Source organism: Iamia sp. (genome assembly GCF_035575815.1).
In the GTDB taxonomy this organism is placed as follows: Bacteria; Actinomycetota; Acidimicrobiia; order Acidimicrobiales; family Iamiaceae; genus Iamia.
On record NZ_DATLXO010000194.1, the window covers coordinates 12,496 to 32,894 of the forward strand.

Genomic DNA, 20,399 nt, shown 5'->3' on the forward strand with positions numbered 1-20,399 from the left:
TGCTCGAGGTGCAGGGGCCCATGAGGCCGTGGTCGCCGCCATGGTCGAGGGTCAATCGGGTCGGGAGCTGACGCAACCGCTGCGCACCAGCCTGTGGGCGGCGGTGCTTTCCGACACCGACGTGGCGACCGGTGGCGACGGGCCGCGGCCCGATCAGTCGGGGCCGACATCGAGGTCGGGGGTAGCGTCGGCTCGGCCATGGCCCCTCCACCGTCAGCGCCCGGCCGCCCGTCGTCGCCGGGAGGGCGGGCGCGTCGGCCCGACCGGGCCCTTGCTGTCGTCGTGTGCCTGCCCGGCCTGGAGGACGTGGTCGCCGGCGAGCTGAACGCCATCGGCATCGCCAGCCGACCGGCCGGTACCGGCGCCCGCGCGGCGCGGATGACCGACCGCCAGCTCTACCTGGCCAACGTCACCCTGGCGTCGGCCACCCGGGTGCTCGTCGATGCCGGGTCGATCACTGCCCGGTCGTTCCCGGTGCTCGAGGAACGGCTCAGCGAGGTCGACCTGTCGCCGTGGATCGAGCGGGGCCGCCCCGTGCGCTTCCGCGTCTCCGCCCACCGGTCCCGGCTCCAGCACACCGGCGCCGTCGAGGAACGGGTGCGACGGGTCATGGGGCTGGGGCCGCCGTCAGAGGCCGACGAACCCGACGCCGCGCTCGTCGTCGTGCGCATCGATCGCGACGAGCTGTCGTTCCGGATCGACTCGTCGGGCTCCCCGCTCCATCACCGCGGCTGGCGCGGCCGAGCCGCGAAGGCCCCGCTGCGCGAGACCATCGCGGCGGCCGCCCTCACCGCCTCGGGCTGGGCGCCGGGCCTACCCCTCGTCGACCCGTTCTGCGGCTCGGGCACCCTCGCCATCGAGGCCGCCCGCCGGGTCGCCGGCATCGCCCCCGGCGCCGGGCGGAGCTTCGCCTTCGAGCGGTGGCCGTCGTTCGCGCCGGGCACCTGGGCCTCGGTGCAGGCCACGGTGACCACCCAGGAGGTCGCGTCGACGGGCGACGCGCCCATCGTGGCCCGCGACCGCGACGCCGGGGCCGCCGCCGCGACCCGCGAGAACGCCGAGCGGGCAGGCGTCGCCCACCTGGTGACCGTGCGGGAGGGGGCCGTCTCCGCCGCTGCGCCCCCCGACGGCATCGACCGGCCGGGCTGGATCGTCAGCAACCCGCCGTGGGGCGGCCGCCTGAGCGGGGGCGGTGACCTCCGCGACCTCTACGCCCGGCTGGGCCAGGTCGCCACCGGCGCCTTCAGCGGCTGGGGCGTCGCCCTCCTGGTGGCCGACACCCGCCTGGCGCGCGCCACCGGCCTCGCCGGCGACGTGCGGCTCCACACCCGGGCCGGCGGCACCCCCGTCGACCTGGTCGTCACCGAACCCGCCCCGCGCCCGTAGCCTGGGCACGTGGTGGATGGGCACCCGTTCCGGTTCGGGATCCAGCGGGCGCAGTTCGCCGACGCCTCCTCGTTGCGGTCGACGGCGCGCCGGGCCGAAGCGGCTGGCTTCGACGTCTTCCACACCGCGGATCACGTGCACCCCGAGGTCTGGTCGCCGCTCATGGCCCTCCAGGCCGTGGCCGAGGCGACCGAGCGGCTGCGGGTCTGCCCACTGGTGCTGAACAACGACTTCCACCACCCGGTTCACCTGGCGACCGAGCTGGCCACCCTCGACCACGTGAGCGGCGGTCGGGTGGAGCTGGGCATCGGGGCGGGCCACTCCTTCACCGAGTACGACGCCATCGGGCTGACGTTCGACGCCCCGGCGGTGCGGAAGGCCCGCATGGCCGAGGCGGTCGAGGTGCTGCGGCGCCTGCTCACCGGCGAGGCGGTCGATCACGACGGCGAGCACTACCGGCTTCGCGGCGCCCGGGTCGCGGCGTCACTCCAGGGCCACCTGCCGTTCCTCGTCGGGGTGAACGGCGGGCCTGCGGCCCTGGCCCACGCCGCGCACCACGCCGATGTGCTCGGCCTCACCATGACCGGCCGCACCCTTCCGGACGGGCAACGCCACCAGGTGCGCTGGGAGGCCGAGCGGCTCGACCGCGTCGTCGCCCACATCCGCCCGCAGGCTTCGGGCCGGGACCGACCGCTGGAGCTGCACGCCCTGGTGCAGGTCGTCACGATCACCGGCGATCGCGAGGGCGCCACCCGCGCCCTGCTCGACCAGCTCCCGGGCCTGGCGGTCGAGGACGCCCTGGCCACGCCGTTCCTCGCCGTCGGCACCCACGACGAGATCGCCGAGCACCTGCGCCGGTGCCGCGACCGCTGGGGCATCTCCTACGTGACCGTCCGCAACATCGACGCCTTCGCCCCCGTGATCGAGCGCCTGAGGAGCCAGCCGTGAGCCCGAGCCTGACCACCGAGCGGATGCCGATGGCCTTCATCGGCCACGGGAACCCCATGAACGCGCTGGAACGGAACCGCTTCACCGAGGCCTGGCAGGAGCTGGGGGCGTCGGCCCCCACCCCTCGGGCCGTGCTGGTCGTGTCGGCCCACTGGTACGTCAACGCAACTGCGGTCACCGCCATGAGCCACCCCCGGACGATCCACGACTTCTACGGCTTCCCCGAACCGCTCTTCGCCGTCAGCTACCCGGCGCCGGGCGATCCCGATGTGGCCGATGAGGTCGTCGAGGTGGCCGCGCCCACCTGGGTCGGGCTCGACCACGACAGCTGGGGCCTCGACCACGGCACCTGGTCGGTGCTGCTGCACGTGTTCCCCGACGCGGAGGTGCCCGTGGTCCAGCTCACCATCGACGCCGGCAAGTCCTACGACGAGCACGTCGCCCTGGGGGCCGCCCTGGCGCCCCTGCGCGAACGGGGCGTGATGATCGTCGGCAGCGGCAACGTGGTGCACAACCTGCGCCGCATCGACTGGTCCCGCGCCGAGGGTGGCTTCGACTGGGCCCAGCGCTTCGATGACGCCGCCCGCGAGATCATGACCGGCGCACCGGGCGACGTCGCCCGCCTGGCCGAGCACCCGGACCACGCCCTGGCGGTCCCGACCCCCGATCACCTCATCCCCTTGCTCTACGTCGCCGGGGCGGCGGCGGGCCGTTCGAGGCTCCGTCCTGACGGGCCGCATGAGCCAGTCCACGGTCGGCAGCCTGGCCGTTCTGACGAAGCTGGCCCGACGTTGCCGCGCTCGTCGCCGCCCGACCCGACAGCCCGTGACGGACGCCTGACCGAACCGGGATCGCGGGGCATCGAGCTGTCGTGAACGCTCCCGCAGGCGCCTTGCGATCAGCAGGGATCATCGCCCGGCCGGCCAGCCGACGGCTCGGGGTAGCGTTCCACCTCTCGCCCGGGTGGCGGAATCGGCAGACGCAGAGGGCTTAAACCCCTCGGGAGCCTCGGCTCCGTGCGGGTTCAAGTCCCGCCCCGGGCACTCGGCACTCGACCATCGCCATCACCCTCGACATCTACAGCCACGTCGTCGAAGGCATGGACGCCGACGGCGTCAACACCGTCGCCGACAGGATCTTCAGGCAGGCCGAGCAATGACGCTACGACACCCTCCACGTGTACTCGATCGCCGGCCTGATCGAAGCTGGTTTCGACGTCGTCCCGACCTTCCCAACACCACACGTGACTCTGACGTGGATGATCGGGCTCGAGGAAGGCGTGGCGCAGCTCGACCCCGTCGACCACGATCGACGAGCGAAGCCGTACCATGGTTGAAGCCGATCAAGCGAGTGGGCCATGACCGATCCACACATCGACCTCTTCGTCGACCTCAGCACTGAGGACGAGACAGGTCTGCCATGGACGCTTCTCGATGACGCGGCAGACCGGTCTCGGATCGTCCCCGGTCGTTACGTCATCGGCGGCGCGGGAACGGCCGTGGCCGTTGTCCAGATCCTCGACATCGGCGCCGACGGAGTGGTTCGCGTCCGCCCTGTTCGGGGCTCCGTGGAGTCGAACCGGCATCTGCTCCACGTTCAGCCATCGAGCGCCTGAAAAAGTCGCAATCCCAGCCTTCGCCGCCCGGATGTCAGCGGGTTCATCTGCGCAGGCCCTGGCCCGTTGGCGCCCACCGCGTCTCACCGCCCGAGTCCCCGCTGCCACCACCGGCTTGCGCCGGGATGAGGCCTTGGCCTGCGGGTCATCACCTCCGGTTGCGCTCCGACACGTACGCGATGCTGAACGGGTGGATGTCACGCATGACGATGATCGATGGATGGGCGAGGCCCTCGCGGTCGCCTCCGATGGGATGATGTTCGGCGAGCTCCCCATCGGTGCCGTCATCGTCGTCGATGCACAGGTCGTCGCTCGGGCCCACACGCAGGAGTGGAGGCAGAGGCGCCTCCTCGTGCACGCCGAGTTGCTGGCAACGGCCCGGCAGATGCGGTCCCAGCTCGAGCACGGTCGCCTACTCCGGCTTGATCGTCGCAGTCCACGTGAGGACGGCGGCCACAAGCGTCGGGACCGGGTTGGTGCTGTCGAGGTGGAGCACCGGGCACGGGAGCTCCGACACCCACCGGTCATGACGTCGTCGGCTTCGGCCGGTGAAGGCGTCATCGTCGTAGCGCTGAGCCCACTCGATGAAGGCGCGATAGGCGGGCTCGGCGCTACCGCCGGGGTCGACGCTGGCGCCAAGGCGCGTGCGTTCGCGGGCCTTCAACCTTGCGATGCGCGTCGACGGGTCCAACGTCAAGAAGACGACAGCGTCGAACCGCTTGATCAGGACATCGCCCCAGCCCATCAGCGAGCCCGAGAGGACCCACGCCCGGCGTGGAGCGTAGACCGCCTCCATCAGCTCAAGTCGCTCGGAGGCCGGTCGCTTGACGACGTACGGCGGGTCGGTCGGCTCCCAGAAGTAGTCATCGACGTCGGCGTGCGGCACGGCCCACGCGTCGGCGAGCGCGCGGCCCAGCATCGTCGTACCCGTCCCGCTCGCGCCGGTGATGTGCAGGCGGCAGGGCAACATCGTCGCCTTCCGGATCGTTGTCTTGGAACCGATGGAGCTCGCCGACGCTACCGAAGAACACTGCTTGCCCGTCAGGACATCGTTCCGGTGGAACCGTCCGGCTCGAGTTGCCTGGAGGCGACCGAACCGTCGAGGTGGCCCCAGGTGAGGCGCTCGTCGTACCGAAGGGCACGTGGCATCTCATCACCCTGCGAGAACCAGGAAGACTCATCCACATCACCCCGGGACCGAACGGCGATCACCGGCCGCTCGAAGGACCCTCCGCGCCATGACGGTGATCGACGCGACCGACATGACCCGCAGCTCACCGGTCCGCGTGTGGACCAGCCCTACCGCTCCCCGGGAGTACAGCGCCGGCGATCACGAGCGTAGGGTGTGCTCGCTCATGGAGCTGCGGGACTGAGCTCAGAAGCGGACCCGCTCTCGGAGCCACTCGGCGAGCCATGACTCGTCGACTTCCCCGGCGGCAACGGCCAGCATCGCCTCTTCGGCCTCGTCGACGTCGGGCGGGTCGGGGTCCCACACGCCGTCGTTGAGGTCGGTGAACAACACGAGCGTCGCCCACGCCGCACGCTTGTTGCCGTCGGGCAACGGGTGGTTCCACGAGAGACGGCAGCAGAGGACGGCGGCCTTGTCGTAGAGGTCGGGATAGAAGTCCTCGTGCCCGAAGCCGGCAGCCGGCGCGTGCAGCGCGCTGTCGGCAAGCTCGACCCGACTCGCCTTGGCGAGAGTGGCGGTGTCGACCCCGGTGACCTGTTCGGCTAGCCAGAGGTACTCGGCGAGACCGATGTAGCGGGTCACTCCGCGAGGCGCTCGAGGAGCTCCTTGTCCCGTTCGAGGAGGCGCTTCGCCCGCTGGGTGAAGTCCCTGTCGGCGCGCACCCGGTCGATCTCTGCGGCGAGCGAATCGACGATGAGCTGGTTCACGCTGGTGCCCTTCACCCGGGCCACCGCCTCAGCATCCTCGGCCAGGCCCACGGGTAGTCGCACGGTCGTCTGCTTTGTCATGCGTGCACGCTATCGCGATATCGCGAGGCGCAGCCCGTAGAAGCCTGCCCCAGCCGGCCACCACGGCAGAAACGGAACGACCGGGTCTGAGCGATAGGCGGCGGAGTTGGCGCGTATCCGGGCCTCTTGCGGCAGGCCCGGGGCCTTGGCGGACATAGCGTTTCACCGGGCCTACCGGTCACTCGTGCGAGTACAGATGGATCAGTCCTGCTGCGTCCGTGGGCCGGAACCCGCAGGCGTCGACGTAGAAGGGCGCAAGGTCCGGCTCGAAGTCGACGTGGAGCCACTCGCATCCCGCAGCCCGTGCGCCCTGAGCGGCTCGCCGCACGACTTCGGTGCCGATACCTCGGCGCTGCCAGTTGCCCCTCGTCTTGGTGTCGATCAGGAACGCGTGGTCGCCACCGTCCCACGCCACGTTGACGAATCCGACGAGGACGCCGTCACGGTCGCGCGCCGTCACCCAGCCGAGACTGTGCGGACGGATGCGGTCCCACCAGCCCGCGTCCGATCGGCCGCCGTGGGACTCGACGAGCCCGACCATCTCGGCATCGCTGATCGGGCCCCGCCAGGAGTAGTGGACCTCGTCGCTCACCGCGCCCAGCCTCGCACCTCATCGAGACCCCCCGGCGGCCACCTATCACCGCGCTCATCGTGGCCCGGTGGGCGGGGGCGGGGTGGCCCGAGCGGCGGCGATGGTTTTCGCCTCCCGCATGATGCCGGGCCGCCGATGCCTGCGATCGCAACGTGGCGCGACAGCCGGCGGCGAGGGCCCTGAGGTTGCGGGGCCGCGGGGTCGTGCGTGACGGTGATGCCGCCACCGATGCGGATCGCGGTTGCGACGACGAGTGCGTCGATGGCCATCCGGCCAGAGTCGGCCGCAGCCGGGAGGAGCCCCGCGACGCGAGCCGTCCGGCCGCCAGTGGTCACGACACGTCGGCGAGCGCGGCGTCGAGACGGCGGCGGGCGGCGGCGACGCCGGCGGGGATGGTGGCGGCGTAGTACGGGATGAACAACGCCGCCTGCTCCACCGTCCAGCCGCGAGCGCGCGCCCACGTCGCGTCGTCGAACCCGAGCGCGGCGCGGTAGGCGGCGCGCGCGTCGGGCGGTAGTGACCACGCCACCATCGCCTCGCAGGCCGGATCGCCGATGCCCGCGGCGCTCCAATCGATGACGCCGGCGAGTCGGCCGTCGTCGACGAGGATGTTGCCGGGGAGGAGATCGCCGTGGACCCACACCGGAGGGCCACCCCACGGTCCCGCGGCGAGCGCGGCATCCCAGACCGCCATGGCGCGGTCGACGTCGATCTCCCCGTCGAGCTGAGCAATGGCGCGCCGGGTGGCCCCATCGCGGGGTGCCAGCAGCCCGGCTCGCGTACCCGCAGGGGGACCGTTCGTCGGGTCGACCCGTTGGAGGGCGGTGACGAAGGCGGCGATGTCGCGCGCCAGCGCCCACCAGTCGTCGACGGCTCCCACGAGCGCGTCCTCGCCGTTCAGCCAGCGGTAGACGAGCCAGGGATGGGGGTAGCCGTGGCCGGGCTGCCCCTGCGCCAACGGCTCGGGCACCGTCGTCGGCAGGTGCGGCGCGAGTCGCGGCAGCCACTCGTACTCCTTCCCGACCTGCGGCACGGCCCAGTAGATGCGCGGCACTCGCACGCCGAGGTGGCGACCGAGGCGGTAGATGGCGTTGTCGGTTCCGGTCGAGGACGTGGCTCGCAGCGGAAGGTGCGCCCACTGCGGGAACTGCGAGGCGATGAGCGCACGGACGAGGCCGTCGTCGACATCGACCTCGTCGACGTGCATCTTCGGTGGTGCCATGACCCGTCTCCGTCGCCCTACACCCGGCCCGCGACGTGGAGCAGGTACTCGTCGCGGTTGAGCGGGTTGTGATCGGACCGCGGGCGAGTGGGGACCTCGCCGGTGACCGGCTGGTAGGAGTCGAAGGCGTCCTCGACCACGCCCTCGCCGCCGGTGAGTCCGGGGACCTGCTGGTGGAGCTCACGCAGCCGGGCGGCGCGGATCGTTCCTGTCAGGACCCAGGACGAGCCCTGGGCCTCGTGCGCGCTCGGGGCCGCTTCGAGTCGCGCCAGCTCGGCGAGCGCGGCGCCCACGGCGTCACCGGGCAGCTCCAGGCGGAACCGGTGGATGGGCTCGCACACCGTGGTACCGGCCCTCACGAGCGCCGCCATGGCGACGAGCGGGGTGAGGTCGCGGAAGCCGCCGACCGGGACCGGCGGCGGTCGATGGTCGCAGACCGTCACCGTCACCAGGCCGTCGGAGACCTCCCAGCCGGACAGGCCCTGTCGGAGCGTCTGGCGCGTGGTGTCCTCCACGGCCGTGAGGAAGGCGGGAGGGATCGATCCCACCTCGACCTCGGAGCCGAAGGTGAGACCCGATCCCGGTGGGGCGGGTTCGATGCGCAGCCCGACGCTGGCCAGGAACGGGTTCTCGCCCTGACCGCGCACCTCGAGCGCCTCGCCGACCCTGACGGGCCGCTCGATGCAGATGGTCGTCGTCTCCCGGAACTCGACGTCGATGCCGAAGTCGTCGGCCAGCGTCGCCTCGATGACCTCCTTCTGGACCTCTCCGTAGAGCGAGACGTAGAGCTCGTGGCGGGCGTCGTCCTGGCGGAGGTCGATGAGGGGGTCCTGCTCGACGAGCTGGGCCAGGGCGGCGTGGAGGACACCCATCTGCGCAGGATCCCGGGGGACGATGACGGCTTCGAGCGTCGGCGGCGCGAACTGGCGCTCGGCGCCGGTCGTCGCGGCGGTGCCGATGACATCGCCGACCATTGCGTTGGCGAGGCCCCGGACCGTGCCGATCTGACCGGCGGCGAGCGACGGCACTCGACGGGTCGAGCCGCGGTCGAAGGCGCTGATCCCGGTGACCGTCTGCTCCACGTCTCGGACGCGGAGTCGGTCTCGGGCGTGCAGGACGCCCGCGAACAGGCGCACGTAGGCGATCTTCTCGCCCGCCGGGCCGCGCTCGACCTTGAAGATCGAGCCCGACAGGGGCGCGTCACGGTCGCCCGTGACCGCCGGAAGCAGGGTCGTGAGGGCGGCCATGAGCTCCCCGACCCCGGCGCCGGTGCGCGCCGACCCGAAGAAGACCGGATGCACGACCGCGCCATGCGCCTGTGCCGCGAGTGCACCCCAGAGCCTGTCGTCGGAGATCGCCAGCCCCTCCACATACGCGGCCAAGAGCGTCTCGTCACCCTCGGCGAGGCGCTCGGCCACGCGGGACGTGACGTCGGCGTCGGTGGCGTCGAACGGGACGAACTCGGCGCTCGGTGTGCCGAGGTCGCGCGTCGAGCCCATCGCCACGATGGCCGGGGTGAGCCGGTCGGCGATGGCGTCGAGAACCCGGTCCGCGTCGGCCCCGGCCCGGTCGATCTTGTTCACGAAGATCAGCGTCGGGACCCGCGTGCGCTGCAGCGCTCGCATGAGGATGCGGGTCTGGGCCTGCACGCCTTCGACGGCCGAGATCACCAGCACGGCGCCGTCGAGGACGTGGAGCACCCGCTCGACCTCGGCGATGAAGTCGGGGTGGCCCGGTGTGTCGAGCAGGTTGACCGTGACGTCGTCGACGAGGAAGGACACGACGGCGGACTTGATCGTGATGCCGCGCTGGCGTTCGAGCGCGAGCGTGTCGGTCTGGGTGCTGCCGTCGTCGACGCGGCCGATCTCGTCGATGGCACCGGCGGCGTGGAGCAGCCGCTCGGTCAGGCTCGTCTTCCCGGCGTCAACATGAGCCAGGATCCCAAGGTTCAACGTCCGCATGCAGCCTCATGTCCGTTCGGTAGGTGGAAACCGTTTGGATTGACATGAGGCTTCGGCGCATCGCTCTCTCCCTGACCGTCGGCTGATCTCGGCAGCGCAGCACAAGGGCAGCTGAGAGTGCAACCGAGTTCGTCGGCGACCCCGCGCGAGGGCCCGGGCGCACGTCGCGGCTCCCATCGCCGAGTCGCGCGCCTCGCCCGGGACTCGGGTCACGAGTCCCGGGCGAGGCCCGCGGCTCGAGTCCCGGGCGAGGCCCGCCGAGTGCCGTCGGGGTTCACGCCTCCTTGGCGAAGGTGATGGTCACCCGGCGGTTGCGGGCCCGGCCCTCGGGGTTGTCGCTGCCGTCATCGTTGGTGTTGGGCGCGACGGGCTCCGCCTCACCCTTGCCGTCGACCTGGTAGGTGAAGTCCGGGGCCAGCCGGGCCAGGGCGTCGCGCACGGCCTGGGCCCGCCGCTGGGACAGGTCGAGGTTGTAGGCGTCATCGCCCATTCCGTCGGTGTGGCCCACGACCTGCACCGGGTCCTGTCCCTCCTCGGTCAGCGTGGCCGCCGCCTCCGAGAGGCGGGCCTCGGCGGCCGGGGTGAGGGTGGCGGAGTCGAACTCGAACAGCACGTCGGCGGCGAGCACGACCTCGACCTCTTCGGGCGTCTCGGACACCCGGATCTCGCCGCTGATCGACTCGACCCGCCGCAGCAGCGTCGTGGTGCGGCGCTCGATGTCGGTCACCCGACCCTCGACGTCCTCCTGGGCGAGGGCGGGCGGGCCCCCGGCCGTGACGAGCGTGGCCACCGCGACGGCGACCGCCAATCGTCGGGCCCTCATTGGATCGTCAGCCCGTCGACGGGCTCGAAGCCGGGGAGGGTGAAGGTGATCTCGGTGACGTCCTCAGGCGGGGCCGGGAGCTGAGCGTACAGGTCGAGCGTCTCCTCGGGGCCGACGCCGAGATCGGCAGCGTCAGCCGTGCACAGGCAGGTGCCGGCCGAGTCGTAGAGCGTGAGGTAGCGCTTGTCGTTGGGCGGATCGAGGAGTGCGGCTCCGCCCACGTCGTACGACCCCCGCCCGGTGGGGTCGGAGATCGTGCGCCACAGCTCGTAGGTGGCGTCGTCGCCGGTGTTGGTGATCGAGAACCGCACCTCGACGATGTCACCGTCCATGCGCTCGATGCCGCGCACGTCGAGCTGCAAGGGCACGAGGGTGTCGTCGTTCGGATCCGCGGGGTGGTTGCCGGTGGATGAGCCGAGGACCTCGCCGTCGTCGGGCGCCGGGGCCTCGGCTTCGTCGTCGCCCTCCGTAGCGGTCGTGGTGCTCCCGTCGCCGTCGTCGTCGGTGGAGCCATCGTCGTCGGTGGAGCCATCGCCGGCCTCGGTCGGGCTATCGGCGGTCGTGGTGGACTGCTCGGTGGTGGCTTCGGCCGAGCTCTCGATCTCGGCCTGTTCGGCCCCGTCGTCCGAACAGGCCAGCAGGGCGAACGGTGTCGCCGCGGCCAGCACGAGGGCCAGGCTGCGGCGTCCGATGGTGGTGGGGTTCATGGGGATCCTCCTTGGGTCACCCTGCACGTCGCGCCGCCTCGTCGATTAGTTGCACCGGCGGTCGGGGACGGGTCCCGGGTCGCGCCGTCGGGCGGCGCCGCGACTCCGTTCTGGGGGCCGGATTCACGCCTTGGGCCGAATCCGGCCCCCAGAAGCGATCCCGGCCCGCGGCGGCGACGACACGCGTCATGGCTCGGTGACGACGAGGCGTTGCTCGACGGTGACCACCTTGCCGTCGGCGGCGACGCCGGTCAGCAGCACGCGGGCCTCGCCCGCAGACTGAGGACGCAGCTCGATGGTCGGGGCATCGGTGTAGGTGCGGCCGTCGGGCGCGATCCAGACGAACTGGGAAGCACCCTCGACGTCGGCGACGAAGCGGGCCGGACTCCCCACGGCGACCGACTCCGGCCCGACGGCCGCCACTCGGAGGGCCCCGTCGGCGGCGCTCACGCGGACCTCGCCGCCCTCGACCGATTCGGTCGTCTGCTCGCGCCTGTCGTCCTGCGTCGCCCGGCCCGCCCACCACCCACCACCGAGCACCACCACCAGCACCACGAGGGCGGCGGCGCCGACCAGCCCGCGGCGGGCGCGCCTCGGGGGAGGAGCTGGTGGGCCGGGATCCGGACGCCCGACCGGCGCCGGCGAGGGCGGGGCGAGGGCGTCGTGCAGAGCAGCCCGCCAGGACTGGGCATCGGGGTGGCGAGCGTCGACGTCGTCGGAGAGACCCCGGGCCAGCTCGCCGGCCGCGGCCTGGGGCCACCCCTGCCGGCGGAGCTGCGTCGGCCAGTCGTCGCCGTCCTCGGGGCGCTGGCCGGTGGCCAGCCAGACGACAAGGGCGCTGGCCGACCAGATGTCGGCGCGAGGGTCGATCCACGCCGCGTCGCGCTGCTCGGGCGGGGCGAAGCCGGCCGTGCCCGCCCCCACCGTCAGCCCCGACGCCAGGGCGAGGTCCTTGGACAGCCCGAGGTCGGCCAGCATCAGTCGCTCGCCGGGGCCGAGGAGCCGGCCGGCCGGTGGCGCGTGGCCGGGGGAGCGGATCAGGAGGTTGCCGGGGGTGACGTCGCGGTGGACGACGCGCTCGGCGTGCAGGGCGCTGAGCGCGGCGGCGATCTGGGTCGCGGCCGCCATCACGTCGGTGATCTCGACCCGGCCCGGGTCGAGGGCGCGTCGCCGGGCGCTGAGGTCGCCGCCCAGGGCCAGGTCGAGCACCAAGAAGGGCTGGCCGGAGTCGGTCTCGCCCAGGTCGAACACCTTGACCACGTGAGGGCTGTCGACGCGCCGCAGGAGGTGGCCCTCCATGATGAAGCGCTCCCGCAGATCAGGGTCGAAGCTGTGGTTCTCGGCCAGCACCTTCACCGCCACATCGGCGTCGAGGCGGTCGTCTCGGGCCCGGAAGACGGTGGCGAAGGCGCCGGTGCCGATGAGGCCGACGACCTGATAGCGCCCGATGCGCCCCGGGACCTGCGGGCTCACCGCGCGTCCCTGAGGGCGGCGGCGGCAAGGGCCCGGCCCCGGGCCACCCGGGACTTGGCCGTGTTCACGTTCAGACCGAGCCGGGCGGCAACCTCGGCATACGGGCAGCGCTCGACATCTCGCAGCAGAACCGCGTCGCGATAGAGATCGGGCAGACCGCCGATGGCACCGTCGAGCGCGGTGCGCGTGGCGATGGTCGAGGAGATGCGGGCAGCGTCACCCATGTCGTCGTCGCGCAGCGGCGTGGCCTGGTCGCGGCGCCGCAACGCGGCGATGGCCTTGTGCCGGGCCACCTGGTGGAGCCAGGTGGTGAAGCGGGCCTCGCCCCGGAAGCCGGCGATCGTCTCGGCCACCGCGACGAGGACGTCTTGTTCGACCTCCTCGGCGTCGGCGTCGGCAACCACCAGGCGGCGAATGGTGCGCCGGGCCAGCTTCAGCTCGTCGACCGCCCACAGCAGGTCGTCGAGGGCGCCGACGTCGCCCGCCGCGGCCCGCAGGGCCACCGGGTCGAGGAGGTCGGCCCGGTCCCCGCCGTCGGGGCCGACGGTCGTGACCTGTTGCCGCCACCGCCGAGCACCGAGATCCGTCATCCGCTCCAGCTCCGGCGGGGCACCAGGCTCAGCCGCCGTGACCAGTGTCCCACAGGGGCCGGTCGCCTCTCCCCGCCGACGATGACCTCCGGCCTTGACATACTTACATAGCGCAGCCAATGTAAGAGCGTGGCCACCCAGGAGGAGCGTCGAACCCAGACGCGCGACGCCCTGCTCGCGGCCGGCGCGACGCTGTTCGCAGCGCGGGGCGTGGCCGGGGCCTCGGTCGACGCCATCGCCCACCAGGCGGGGCGCACGTCGGGCGCGCTGTACGACCACTTCGGCAGCAAGGAGGGCCTCCTCTTCGCCCTCCTCGAGAGCTGGGTCGACGACGCCACCCAGGCGATCACCGCCGATCAGGCGGCGGCCACGACCCTGGAGGAGTGGGTGGCCGCCATGTGGCACGCCGTGGCCCGGCCACCGTCGGGCGACGACCGTTGGATCGCCCTCGAGCACGAGCTGTGGTCGTACGCGGCCCAGAGCGACGAGGCCCGCCGCTACCTGGCCCGGCGCTACCGGGCGGCCTGGGACGGCGTCGACGCCGTGGCTGCGACCTGGACCGGGCCCGCCCCCGACACCCCCGATGTCCGGGTCGGTCCGGCGGTCATCGGCCTCCTCCTCGGTCTCGAGATGATGCGGCGCATCGACCCGTCCGCCGTGTCCGACGAGACCGCGATCGCGGCGCTCCGCGGTGTCCTCGTCGGCGCCTCCGACCGCGCCGCCACTCGATGACCGCCCCCGCGCCACCGGAATCCCCGATCTTGGACGGGCGTCGTTCCCGGGAGCGTGCACGCGTCGAAAGTCCCGATGGCCGGGGTCCGTGTCGCCCGGCTCACGCATCTCCGTCCCCTTCCCACCCCTGACCCCAGGAGCCCCTGACATGCGCACCCCCCTCTGCGACGAGCTCGGCATCGAGTTCCCGATCTTCGCCTTCACCCACTGCCGCGACGTCGTGGCCGCGGTGTCGAACGCCGGGGGCTTCGGCGTGCTCGGCGCCGTCGGCTTCACCCCCGAGCAGCTCGAGGTCGAGCTGGCCTGGATCGACGAGCACGTGGGCGACAAGCCCTACGGCGTCGACATCGTCATCCCCGGCAAGTACGAGGGCATGGACGACATGGACCCCGAGCACCTGGCCCAGACGCTCCGCGACATGGTGCCCCAGGGCCACGTCGACTTCGCCCGGAAGCTGCTCGCCGAGCGGGGCGTGCCCGAGCTGCCCGCCGACGAGTCGAACTCGATGCAGCTGCTGGGCTGGACCGAGGCGACCGCCACCCCCCAGATCAAGGTCGCCCTCGACCACCCCAAGGTGAAGCTCATCGCCAACGCCCTGGGCACCCCACCGGTCGAGGTGATCGAGTTCATCCACGACGCCGGGGTGAAGGTCGCGGCCCTCTGCGGCTCGCCCTACCAGGCCCTCAAGCACAAGGAGGCCGGGGTCGACATCGTCATCGGCCAGGGCGGCGAGGGCGGCGGCCACACCGGCGAGGTCGGCTCGATCGTGCTCTGGCCCCAGATCGCCCAGGCCATCGCGCCCACGCCGCTGCTCGCCGCCGGCGGCATCGGGTCGGGCCAGCAGATCGCCGCCGCCCTGGCCATGGGGGCCCAGGGGGTGTGGGCCGGGTCGCTGTGGCTCACCGTCGAGGAGGCCGACCTGCCCCCGGCGCAGCAGCAGCAGCTGCTCGACGCCACGTCGCGCGACACCGTGCGCAGCCGGTCCTTCACCGGCAAGCCGTGCCGCATGATCAAGACGGAGTGGACCGAGGCGTGGTCGACGCCCGACGCGCCCGACCCCCTGCCCATGCCGCTCCAGTACATGGTCTCGGGCGACTGCGTGGCCCGCAGCCACCGCTATTCCGACAAGGCCGTGTCGGTGATGTTCAACCCGGTCGGCCAGGTCGTGGGGCAGATGGACCGCGTCGAGAAGACCGCGGCGGTCATCCAGCGGCTGGTCGAGGAGTACCTCGACGCCGTCGAGCGCCTGAACGTCCTCACCACCGCCGCCGCCGAGGCCTGACCATGGCGGCGCGGGCCCTGCGAGCCTGACCTTGTCGAGAAGCGACGGGACGGGGTTGCGCCGCGAGGGGCTCTGCACCCACTGCAACGAGTGCATGCCCACGATCTACGACGCGACCCGCTGCGTGCTGGTGGGCGCGGCCCGGGGCTGACCGGTCAAGGGGAGAGGGCCGCCCGTCCGGCGCGGAAGAACTCCAGGGCCTCGATCCCGGTCGGCGGCGGGAGGGCGGGGCGGCTGGAGCCGAAGGGCTCGTTCCAGAGCGTGCCGTCGGGCGGCGGCAGGGCATGGGGTCCCACGTAGAGGTAGGGCTCCTCGTGCTCCGCGTCGCCGGGTGAGCCTCCGTAGTTGACCTCGTCGATGGTGACGGCCAGATCGAAGTGCTCGGGCCACAGCTGGGCGGTGGGGAGCCCGGCATCGCCGCCCTCGCGCTCGGCGGCGGCCTCGGCCCGGAGCGTGCCCAGGGCGGTGTCGGTGGCCGCGAACACGGTCGCGACGAGGTCCGCCGCCTCCCGGTCGACCCGCAGGGCGCGCCCGGCGTCGGCGTCGGTCGCCAGCGGGTAGAGGTCGGTCGGCGTCGGCGCCTCGATGCCGAGGGCTTCGCGGATCTCACCCAGGGTCGTGAGGGCGGCCCGCCCGACCGGGGCGCCGTCGAGCTCGGCTACGACCTCGGTGTGCTCGACCCGTAGCCGCCGGGCGCCGGCTCGGGTCTCGTACACCGGTGTGGCGAAGCCGCCCGGGGCGCCCCGCAGGCCGATGCGTCCGGTGTGGTGGTGCAGGTCGGCCATCAAGACGTGCTCGGCCACGGCGTGGAGGTCGAGGCGCGTCTGAACGAGCACGGCGGGGTCGATCGGGGCCATGGTGTCTCCTCCGAGGCGGGGCCGGGCTCGTGGTGACCGGCCACCTGATCGGGAGACGGTACGCCGGCGGCACGACGGTGCGTCGGGTGGGGCCGACGCCCGCCGCCTCACCGTCACGCGAAGCGGCGTCGGTACTCGGCCGAGGCGAAGAACTGGGCGATCAGACGCTGGATCGATGTGCCGGCCCGGACCTTGTCGAGCCAGAACGCGTAGCCGCTGGCATCAGGTGCCCGGCGGAGCAGCCCGGCGTAGGTCATCATCACCTCGACCTCGGGGCGCAGGCGGGTGACGGCGGCCGGGAGGGCAGCGATGGCCGCCATGACCTCGGCTCGGGTGGCGGTGCCGGCCGCCAGGCGGTCCGTCCACGTGCTGGCCCAGGTCGCGGTGGGTGCCGCGCCGGTGGCGTTGCGGTGGGCGGCGTCGACGAACGCGGCACCACCGAGCGACCCGTACCGGGCGGCGAAGCCCGCCCTGGTCGTCACGTCTCCGGCGATCACCTCGAGGCTGTCACCGCTCCGGACCCGTCCGGCCCACGCCATCAGGTCGCCGTAGGCGGGGGGAGAGCCGAAGCAGGCGAGGGCGAGTCGGGCGACGGGGCTGACCGCCAGGCCGAACTCCTTGGAGACCAGGAAGCAGTTGACGACCCACGAGATCGTGCGACCCGAATCGTGGCCGATGAGGACTACGGAGCGCGGTTGTGATGTCGCCCCCGTCGAGTGGGGTGAGGGGTGCGCCGCAGCTCAGCGCAGCGAGCGGGCGACGCGCTGCAGGTCGTCGGGGGAGAGGTCGCCGGCGACGGTGAAGGCCACCTCGCCATCCGCGCCCCAGATCGACGGCAGGGCGGTGCCGCCGGCCACCATCCGGGAGGAGACGTCGCGGAAGGGCCCCGAGCCCAGGGTGATCTCCTCGGGCACCACGTCGGCCTCGCCGCGGTCGAACGGGTCGTCCCACACCTCCCCCGCCTCGACCGGTGATGGCCGCACGGTGATCACGAGCTGCTGCGGACCGTAGGCGTAGCGCAGCGACACGATCCGGCTGGCCTCGTTCACCGCCGCCCCGGTGAACACGAAGGTGTCGCTGCCCCCGGGCAGGTAGTCGGGGGTGAGCGGCGCCAGGTCGATGCGGCCCTGGAGCTCGCTGATCGCGAGCGGTGCGAAGCCCCGGTCGACCGGTGGGGGAGCCTCCGGGGGCACGGACTGGGTGAAGCTGGGTTCCGCGACGTCGAGGACGACGTCGCGGAAGCGCAGCTCGCGGATCGTCTCGCCGCCGCGGGTCCAGGTGATCCTCACCGGCACCAGGTCCTCGGCGTCCACGAGGTAGCTGATGGCGGTCTCGTCCGCGAGGGTGCCCGTCAGGCGCAGCACGGCGCGGCCGTTGACCTCGGTGCGTTCGGGCTCCTCGTCGTCCTCGCCGGACACCGCCCGGGCCGCGATGCCCAGGTCGTCGAGGGGCAGGTCGGCTCGGAGGGGGGACGGGTCGGGCGGCCCGGGTGCGACCCCCTGCTCGTCGCGGGGCGGGGAGCCGGTCACGGTGTCGCGAAACGTCGCGGACCGGGCGTCGTAGGTGGTCAGGCGAGAGATGGAGCCATCCGCGACCCGGAAGGACCCGTCGGCCCCGACCATGACCTCGAAGGTCGCATCGCTGCGCTCGCCCTCACCGTCGACGGCCATGCGTTCGATGGTGGCTGACCATGTGGTGCCCTCGGCGAGGACGCCCATGCTGCGCCGCCCGACGTCGGCCACGCTGTCGCCCCGCACGGGGGTGCGGGCGTTGGACGCCGCCAGGTAGAGGCCTGCGATGAGGGCACCCAGCGCGCCCAGCACCACCAGCGCGGCGATGCCCTTGGCCAGCAGTCGGGGCCAGTTCCGGGGCGCGCGCTGGCGATCCGCCTCATCGACGAGCCCTTCGACCAGGTCGGGCCGCTTCTTGCGGGCGCGCGCCGGCGCCCGGCGTTGCATGGCGACCGGGGGCGCCTTGGCCGGGGTGAGCGACGGCGACGGGCCGCCGGGCTCGGGCAGGTTCGGTGGCGGCACGGCGGGAAGCGCCTCGCGCTCGACCCGGAGCCGTCGTCCCAGCTCGGGCCAGAACGTCGGCGGCACGGGGTCCGGGTCGAGCCCACCCCCGTCCTGGTCCCCTGAGACCTCGTCGGGCCCGCGGTCGGTGCCCGCACGGAGGGCGTCGTGGAGGCTGGTGGCCTCGTCGGACCGGGCACCGGTGAACGGTTCGGCGGCGTCCTCCTCCTGGTTGCCCCCCGGCTCGTCGTGGGTCTCATCGTCGGGCTCGTCGGGCTCGTCGGGCTCGTCGGGCTCGTCGGCGGCGACGGCCTCGTGATCATGGGCCTCATCGTCGGACTCGTCGGCGGCGACGGCCTGGTGGTCGTGGGCCTCATCGTCGGACTCGTCGGCGGCGACGGCCTGGTGGTCATGGGAGCCTGGGAGGTCGTCCGCCTCGACGCCCGCTCCGGAGTCGTCGAGGGAGACAGAGGCCTCGGCCTCTGCGTCGGGCACGGCTGCATCGAGCCGATCCCTGACCCGGTCGGCCACCCCGGTGATGACCGTGGGTGACACGCCCAGGGCCTCGGCGACGGTCTCGGGCGGCAACCCGGCGCGCTCCACGAGGGCCCACACCGCTCGCTCCTCGGGGCGCAGGTCGGTGACGGCGAGGGCCAGTGGGTCGCCGCCGAGGCGGTCGGGTCGATCATCGCGGACGGCGCGCCGGCCGGGCGCGGGGTCCTGGCGGCGCTGGCGGCGGCGGATCTCGTGGCCGCACGCGATCCAGACGTGGTGGAGCAGGAAGGCGGTGCCGTCATCGGAGCCCTTGCGACGGGCCCGGTAGGCCCGGACGTAGGCCGCCAACAGGGTCTCGTCGACGGCGTGGCCGCCCAGCACCAGGTGGGCCAGGCGCCGGCCCTCCGGGTCGAGGCGCTCGAGGAGGGCGGCCCAGGCGCGGTTGCTGCCGGCCCGGGCCGCCGCCAGCATGCGATCGGCGGTGGGGTCGACGCCGGGCGGCGGCGGGTCCGGGCGGACGATCCCGTGCAGGGGCGGAGGCGGCGGGAAGGGGGGCAAGGTCACGGCATGTCGAGGCTGGCGGCCGGGGACGCCACCGTCGAGGATCGCACACCGGGGATGCGTCCCCGGTGATGCGATGGCCTCGCGGCGGCTGCGTCGGCAAGACTCCCTGCACCATGCCACGCCAACGCCTGCCATCCGCATCGACCTGGCTCGCCGTCGCCCTTCTCGTCGTCGCCTCCGCCTGCTCGTCGGGCACTGACCGCACCGAGGCCACCGGAGGCGCCGCGGCCCCCACCGAGAGCACCAGCGGTCCCGAGACCTCGGCGGCCACCGCCCCGTCGAGCCCTGCCCCCGCCGAGACCGCGACCCCCGGCACCACCGCGCCCCGCACGACGGCGCCTCCCACGACCACGACCGAGCCGCCTCCGACCACCACGACGGCGCCACCGACCACCACGACCGAGCCGCCGCCGCCGACCACCACGACCGAGCCGCCGCCGACCACCACGACGGCGCCGCCGCCGCCGACCACCACGACGGCGCCGGTCGAGGAGGGCAACCTCTCAGGCGGCGCCGAGGGCGAGCGCACCGAGGCCCTGCAGGTGGCGCTGGACGGCCTCGGTTTCGACCCCGGCGAGCCCGACGGGCAGTTCGGCCTGAGCACCACCATGGCGGTGTGGGCTTTCCAGGCCCTCCACGGCCTCGGGAAGGACGGCGTGGTGACGCCCGAGCTCGAGGCGCAGATCCTCGGGGCGCCACCGATCGCCATGCTCCGCCCCGACCTGGGGCCCACCCACACCGAGATCGACCTCGACCGCCAGGTGCTGCTCGTCTGGGGCGACGGGGTGCTCGAGCTGGTCACCCACGTGTCGAGCGGCTCGGGCGTGGCCTACTGCGAGGACGGCAACTGCGGTGATGCCGTGACCCCCCTCGGCGACTACCGCTACCAGCGCCGCATCGTCGGCGAGCGCCACGCCCCCCTGGGCGTGCTCTACGACCCGGTGTACTTCAACGGGGGCATCGCCGTGCACGGCGCTCCGTCGGTGCCCGACGGCCCCGCCTCCCACGGCTGCGTCCGCATCCCGATGCACATCTCGACCTACTTCCAGAGCCTGGTGGCGAACGGTGAGCCCATTGCGGTGTTCCGCGGCGGCACCGGACCTGGCGCGCCGGTGCCCCCGCCCGGCGGCCCGGCTGCACCCCCGCCGGCCGGGGCCGAGAAC

At 73.0% G+C, this 20,399-nt stretch carries 21 protein-coding genes, 1 tRNA gene and 1 pseudogene; 10 read left to right on the forward strand and 13 right to left on the reverse strand.

All coding sequences use genetic code 11. The features are described 5' to 3' along the window. Window positions 1–198 precede the first annotated feature (198 nt). The 6 genes and pseudogenes from VNL12_RS19515 to VNL12_RS21330 all read left to right on the forward strand — a co-directional run. Window positions 199–1,386, forward strand: a complete 1,188-nt coding sequence (locus tag VNL12_RS19515) for a hypothetical protein (RefSeq protein WP_325596848.1) — start codon at window positions 199–201, stop codon at window positions 1,384–1,386. Window positions 1,387–1,395: 9 nt separating this feature from the next. Continuing rightward, complete coding sequence (locus VNL12_RS19520) at window positions 1,396–2,334, forward strand: TIGR03621 family F420-dependent LLM class oxidoreductase (RefSeq protein ID WP_325596850.1); 939 nt, start codon at window positions 1,396–1,398, stop codon at window positions 2,332–2,334. Window positions 2,335–2,357: 23 nt separating this feature from the next. Next, window positions 2,358–3,209 carry a 4,5-DOPA dioxygenase extradiol gene (gene ygiD / locus VNL12_RS19525; protein WP_349257888.1) on the forward strand — a complete coding sequence of 284 codons (852 nt, stop codon included), beginning with the start codon at window positions 2,358–2,360 and terminating at the stop codon, window positions 3,207–3,209. Between the two features lie 82 nt (window positions 3,210–3,291). Beyond that, window positions 3,292–3,377, forward strand: a tRNA-Leu gene (locus VNL12_RS19530). 134 nt (window positions 3,378–3,511) lie between these two features. After that, window positions 3,512–3,670, forward strand: coding sequence for a hypothetical protein (locus VNL12_RS19535; RefSeq protein ID WP_325596854.1), 159 nt, complete (start codon window positions 3,512–3,514; stop codon window positions 3,668–3,670). A 535-nt stretch (window positions 3,671–4,205) separates the two neighbouring features. Continuing rightward, window positions 4,206–4,283: pseudogene (locus VNL12_RS21330) on the forward strand (hypothetical protein); the annotation flags it as partial. A 78-nt stretch (window positions 4,284–4,361) separates the two neighbouring features. Here the strand turns inward: VNL12_RS21330 and VNL12_RS19545 are convergent. Further along, window positions 4,362–4,919, reverse strand: a complete 558-nt coding sequence (locus VNL12_RS19545; protein ID WP_325596858.1) for a hypothetical protein — start codon at window positions 4,917–4,919, stop codon at window positions 4,362–4,364. A 268-nt stretch (window positions 4,920–5,187) separates the two neighbouring features. On the opposite strand from VNL12_RS19545, the gene VNL12_RS19550 reads away from it, so the two are divergent. Next, entirely contained in the window at window positions 5,188–5,322 is a 135-nt protein-coding gene (locus VNL12_RS19550) for a hypothetical protein (protein WP_325596860.1), read from the forward strand. Window positions 5,323–5,324: 2 nt separating this feature from the next. On the opposite strand, the gene VNL12_RS19555 is transcribed toward VNL12_RS19550, so the two are convergent. From VNL12_RS19555 to VNL12_RS19595, 9 genes are all read right to left on the reverse strand, one after another. Continuing rightward, complete coding sequence (locus VNL12_RS19555; protein ID WP_325596861.1) at window positions 5,325–5,720, reverse strand: type II toxin-antitoxin system death-on-curing family toxin; 396 nt, start codon at window positions 5,718–5,720, stop codon at window positions 5,325–5,327. Continuing rightward, window positions 5,717–5,926, reverse strand: coding sequence for a hypothetical protein (locus tag VNL12_RS19560; RefSeq protein WP_325596863.1), 210 nt, complete (start codon window positions 5,924–5,926; stop codon window positions 5,717–5,719). The genes VNL12_RS19555 and VNL12_RS19560 overlap by 4 nt, the downstream gene beginning before the upstream one ends. A gap of 178 nt (window positions 5,927–6,104) precedes the next feature. Continuing rightward, the gene (locus VNL12_RS19565; RefSeq protein ID WP_349257889.1) at window positions 6,105–6,467 is read right to left on the reverse strand and encodes a GNAT family N-acetyltransferase; all 363 of its coding nucleotides are present in this window, start codon (window positions 6,465–6,467) and stop codon (window positions 6,105–6,107) included. A gap of 382 nt (window positions 6,468–6,849) precedes the next feature. Continuing rightward, window positions 6,850–7,740 (reverse strand): aminoglycoside phosphotransferase family protein, encoded by an 891-nt coding sequence (locus VNL12_RS19570; protein WP_325596867.1) that lies wholly within the window; start codon window positions 7,738–7,740, stop codon window positions 6,850–6,852. A gap of 17 nt (window positions 7,741–7,757) precedes the next feature. Further along, window positions 7,758–9,701 (reverse strand): GTP-binding protein, encoded by a 1,944-nt coding sequence (locus VNL12_RS19575; RefSeq protein WP_325596869.1) that lies wholly within the window; start codon window positions 9,699–9,701, stop codon window positions 7,758–7,760. A 274-nt stretch (window positions 9,702–9,975) separates the two neighbouring features. Continuing rightward, the gene (locus tag VNL12_RS19580; RefSeq protein WP_325596871.1) at window positions 9,976–10,509 is read right to left on the reverse strand and encodes an OmpA family protein; all 534 of its coding nucleotides are present in this window, start codon (window positions 10,507–10,509) and stop codon (window positions 9,976–9,978) included. Between the two features lie 11 nt (window positions 10,510–10,520). Beyond that, window positions 10,521–11,231, reverse strand: a complete 711-nt coding sequence (locus tag VNL12_RS19585; RefSeq protein ID WP_325596873.1) for a hypothetical protein — start codon at window positions 11,229–11,231, stop codon at window positions 10,521–10,523. A gap of 186 nt (window positions 11,232–11,417) precedes the next feature. Further along, window positions 11,418–12,704, reverse strand: coding sequence for a serine/threonine-protein kinase (locus VNL12_RS19590; protein ID WP_325596875.1), 1,287 nt, complete (start codon window positions 12,702–12,704; stop codon window positions 11,418–11,420). Continuing rightward, a complete protein-coding gene (locus VNL12_RS19595) occupies window positions 12,701–13,294 on the reverse strand; it encodes a sigma-70 family RNA polymerase sigma factor (RefSeq protein WP_325596877.1) in 594 nt (197 codons plus the stop codon). The genes VNL12_RS19590 and VNL12_RS19595 overlap by 4 nt, the downstream gene beginning before the upstream one ends. 129 nt (window positions 13,295–13,423) lie before the next feature. On the opposite strand from VNL12_RS19595, the gene VNL12_RS19600 reads away from it, so the two are divergent. After that, a complete protein-coding gene (locus VNL12_RS19600; RefSeq protein ID WP_325596879.1) occupies window positions 13,424–14,026 on the forward strand; it encodes a TetR/AcrR family transcriptional regulator in 603 nt (200 codons plus the stop codon). A gap of 148 nt (window positions 14,027–14,174) precedes the next feature. Further along, window positions 14,175–15,308: a nitronate monooxygenase family protein gene (locus VNL12_RS19605; RefSeq protein ID WP_325596881.1), complete on the forward strand. Its 1,134-nt coding sequence runs from the start codon at window positions 14,175–14,177 to the stop codon at window positions 15,306–15,308. A 155-nt stretch (window positions 15,309–15,463) separates the two neighbouring features. Here VNL12_RS19605 and VNL12_RS19610 read toward each other — a convergent pair whose 3' ends face one another. From VNL12_RS19610 to VNL12_RS19620, 3 genes are all read right to left on the reverse strand, one after another. Then, window positions 15,464–16,165, reverse strand: coding sequence for a hypothetical protein (locus tag VNL12_RS19610; protein ID WP_325596883.1), 702 nt, complete (start codon window positions 16,163–16,165; stop codon window positions 15,464–15,466). Between the two features lie 113 nt (window positions 16,166–16,278). Beyond that, entirely contained in the window at window positions 16,279–16,704 is a 426-nt protein-coding gene (locus tag VNL12_RS19615) for a DUF4214 domain-containing protein (RefSeq protein WP_325596885.1), read from the reverse strand. Window positions 16,705–16,905: 201 nt separating this feature from the next. Then, entirely contained in the window at window positions 16,906–19,236 is a 2,331-nt protein-coding gene (locus tag VNL12_RS19620) for a hypothetical protein (RefSeq protein ID WP_325596887.1), read from the reverse strand. Window positions 19,237–19,349: 113 nt separating this feature from the next. On the opposite strand from VNL12_RS19620, the gene VNL12_RS19625 reads away from it, so the two are divergent. Continuing rightward, window positions 19,350–20,399, forward strand: a 1,050-nt coding sequence (locus tag VNL12_RS19625; protein ID WP_325596889.1) for a L,D-transpeptidase family protein, incomplete at its 3' end; no start/stop codon positions are given.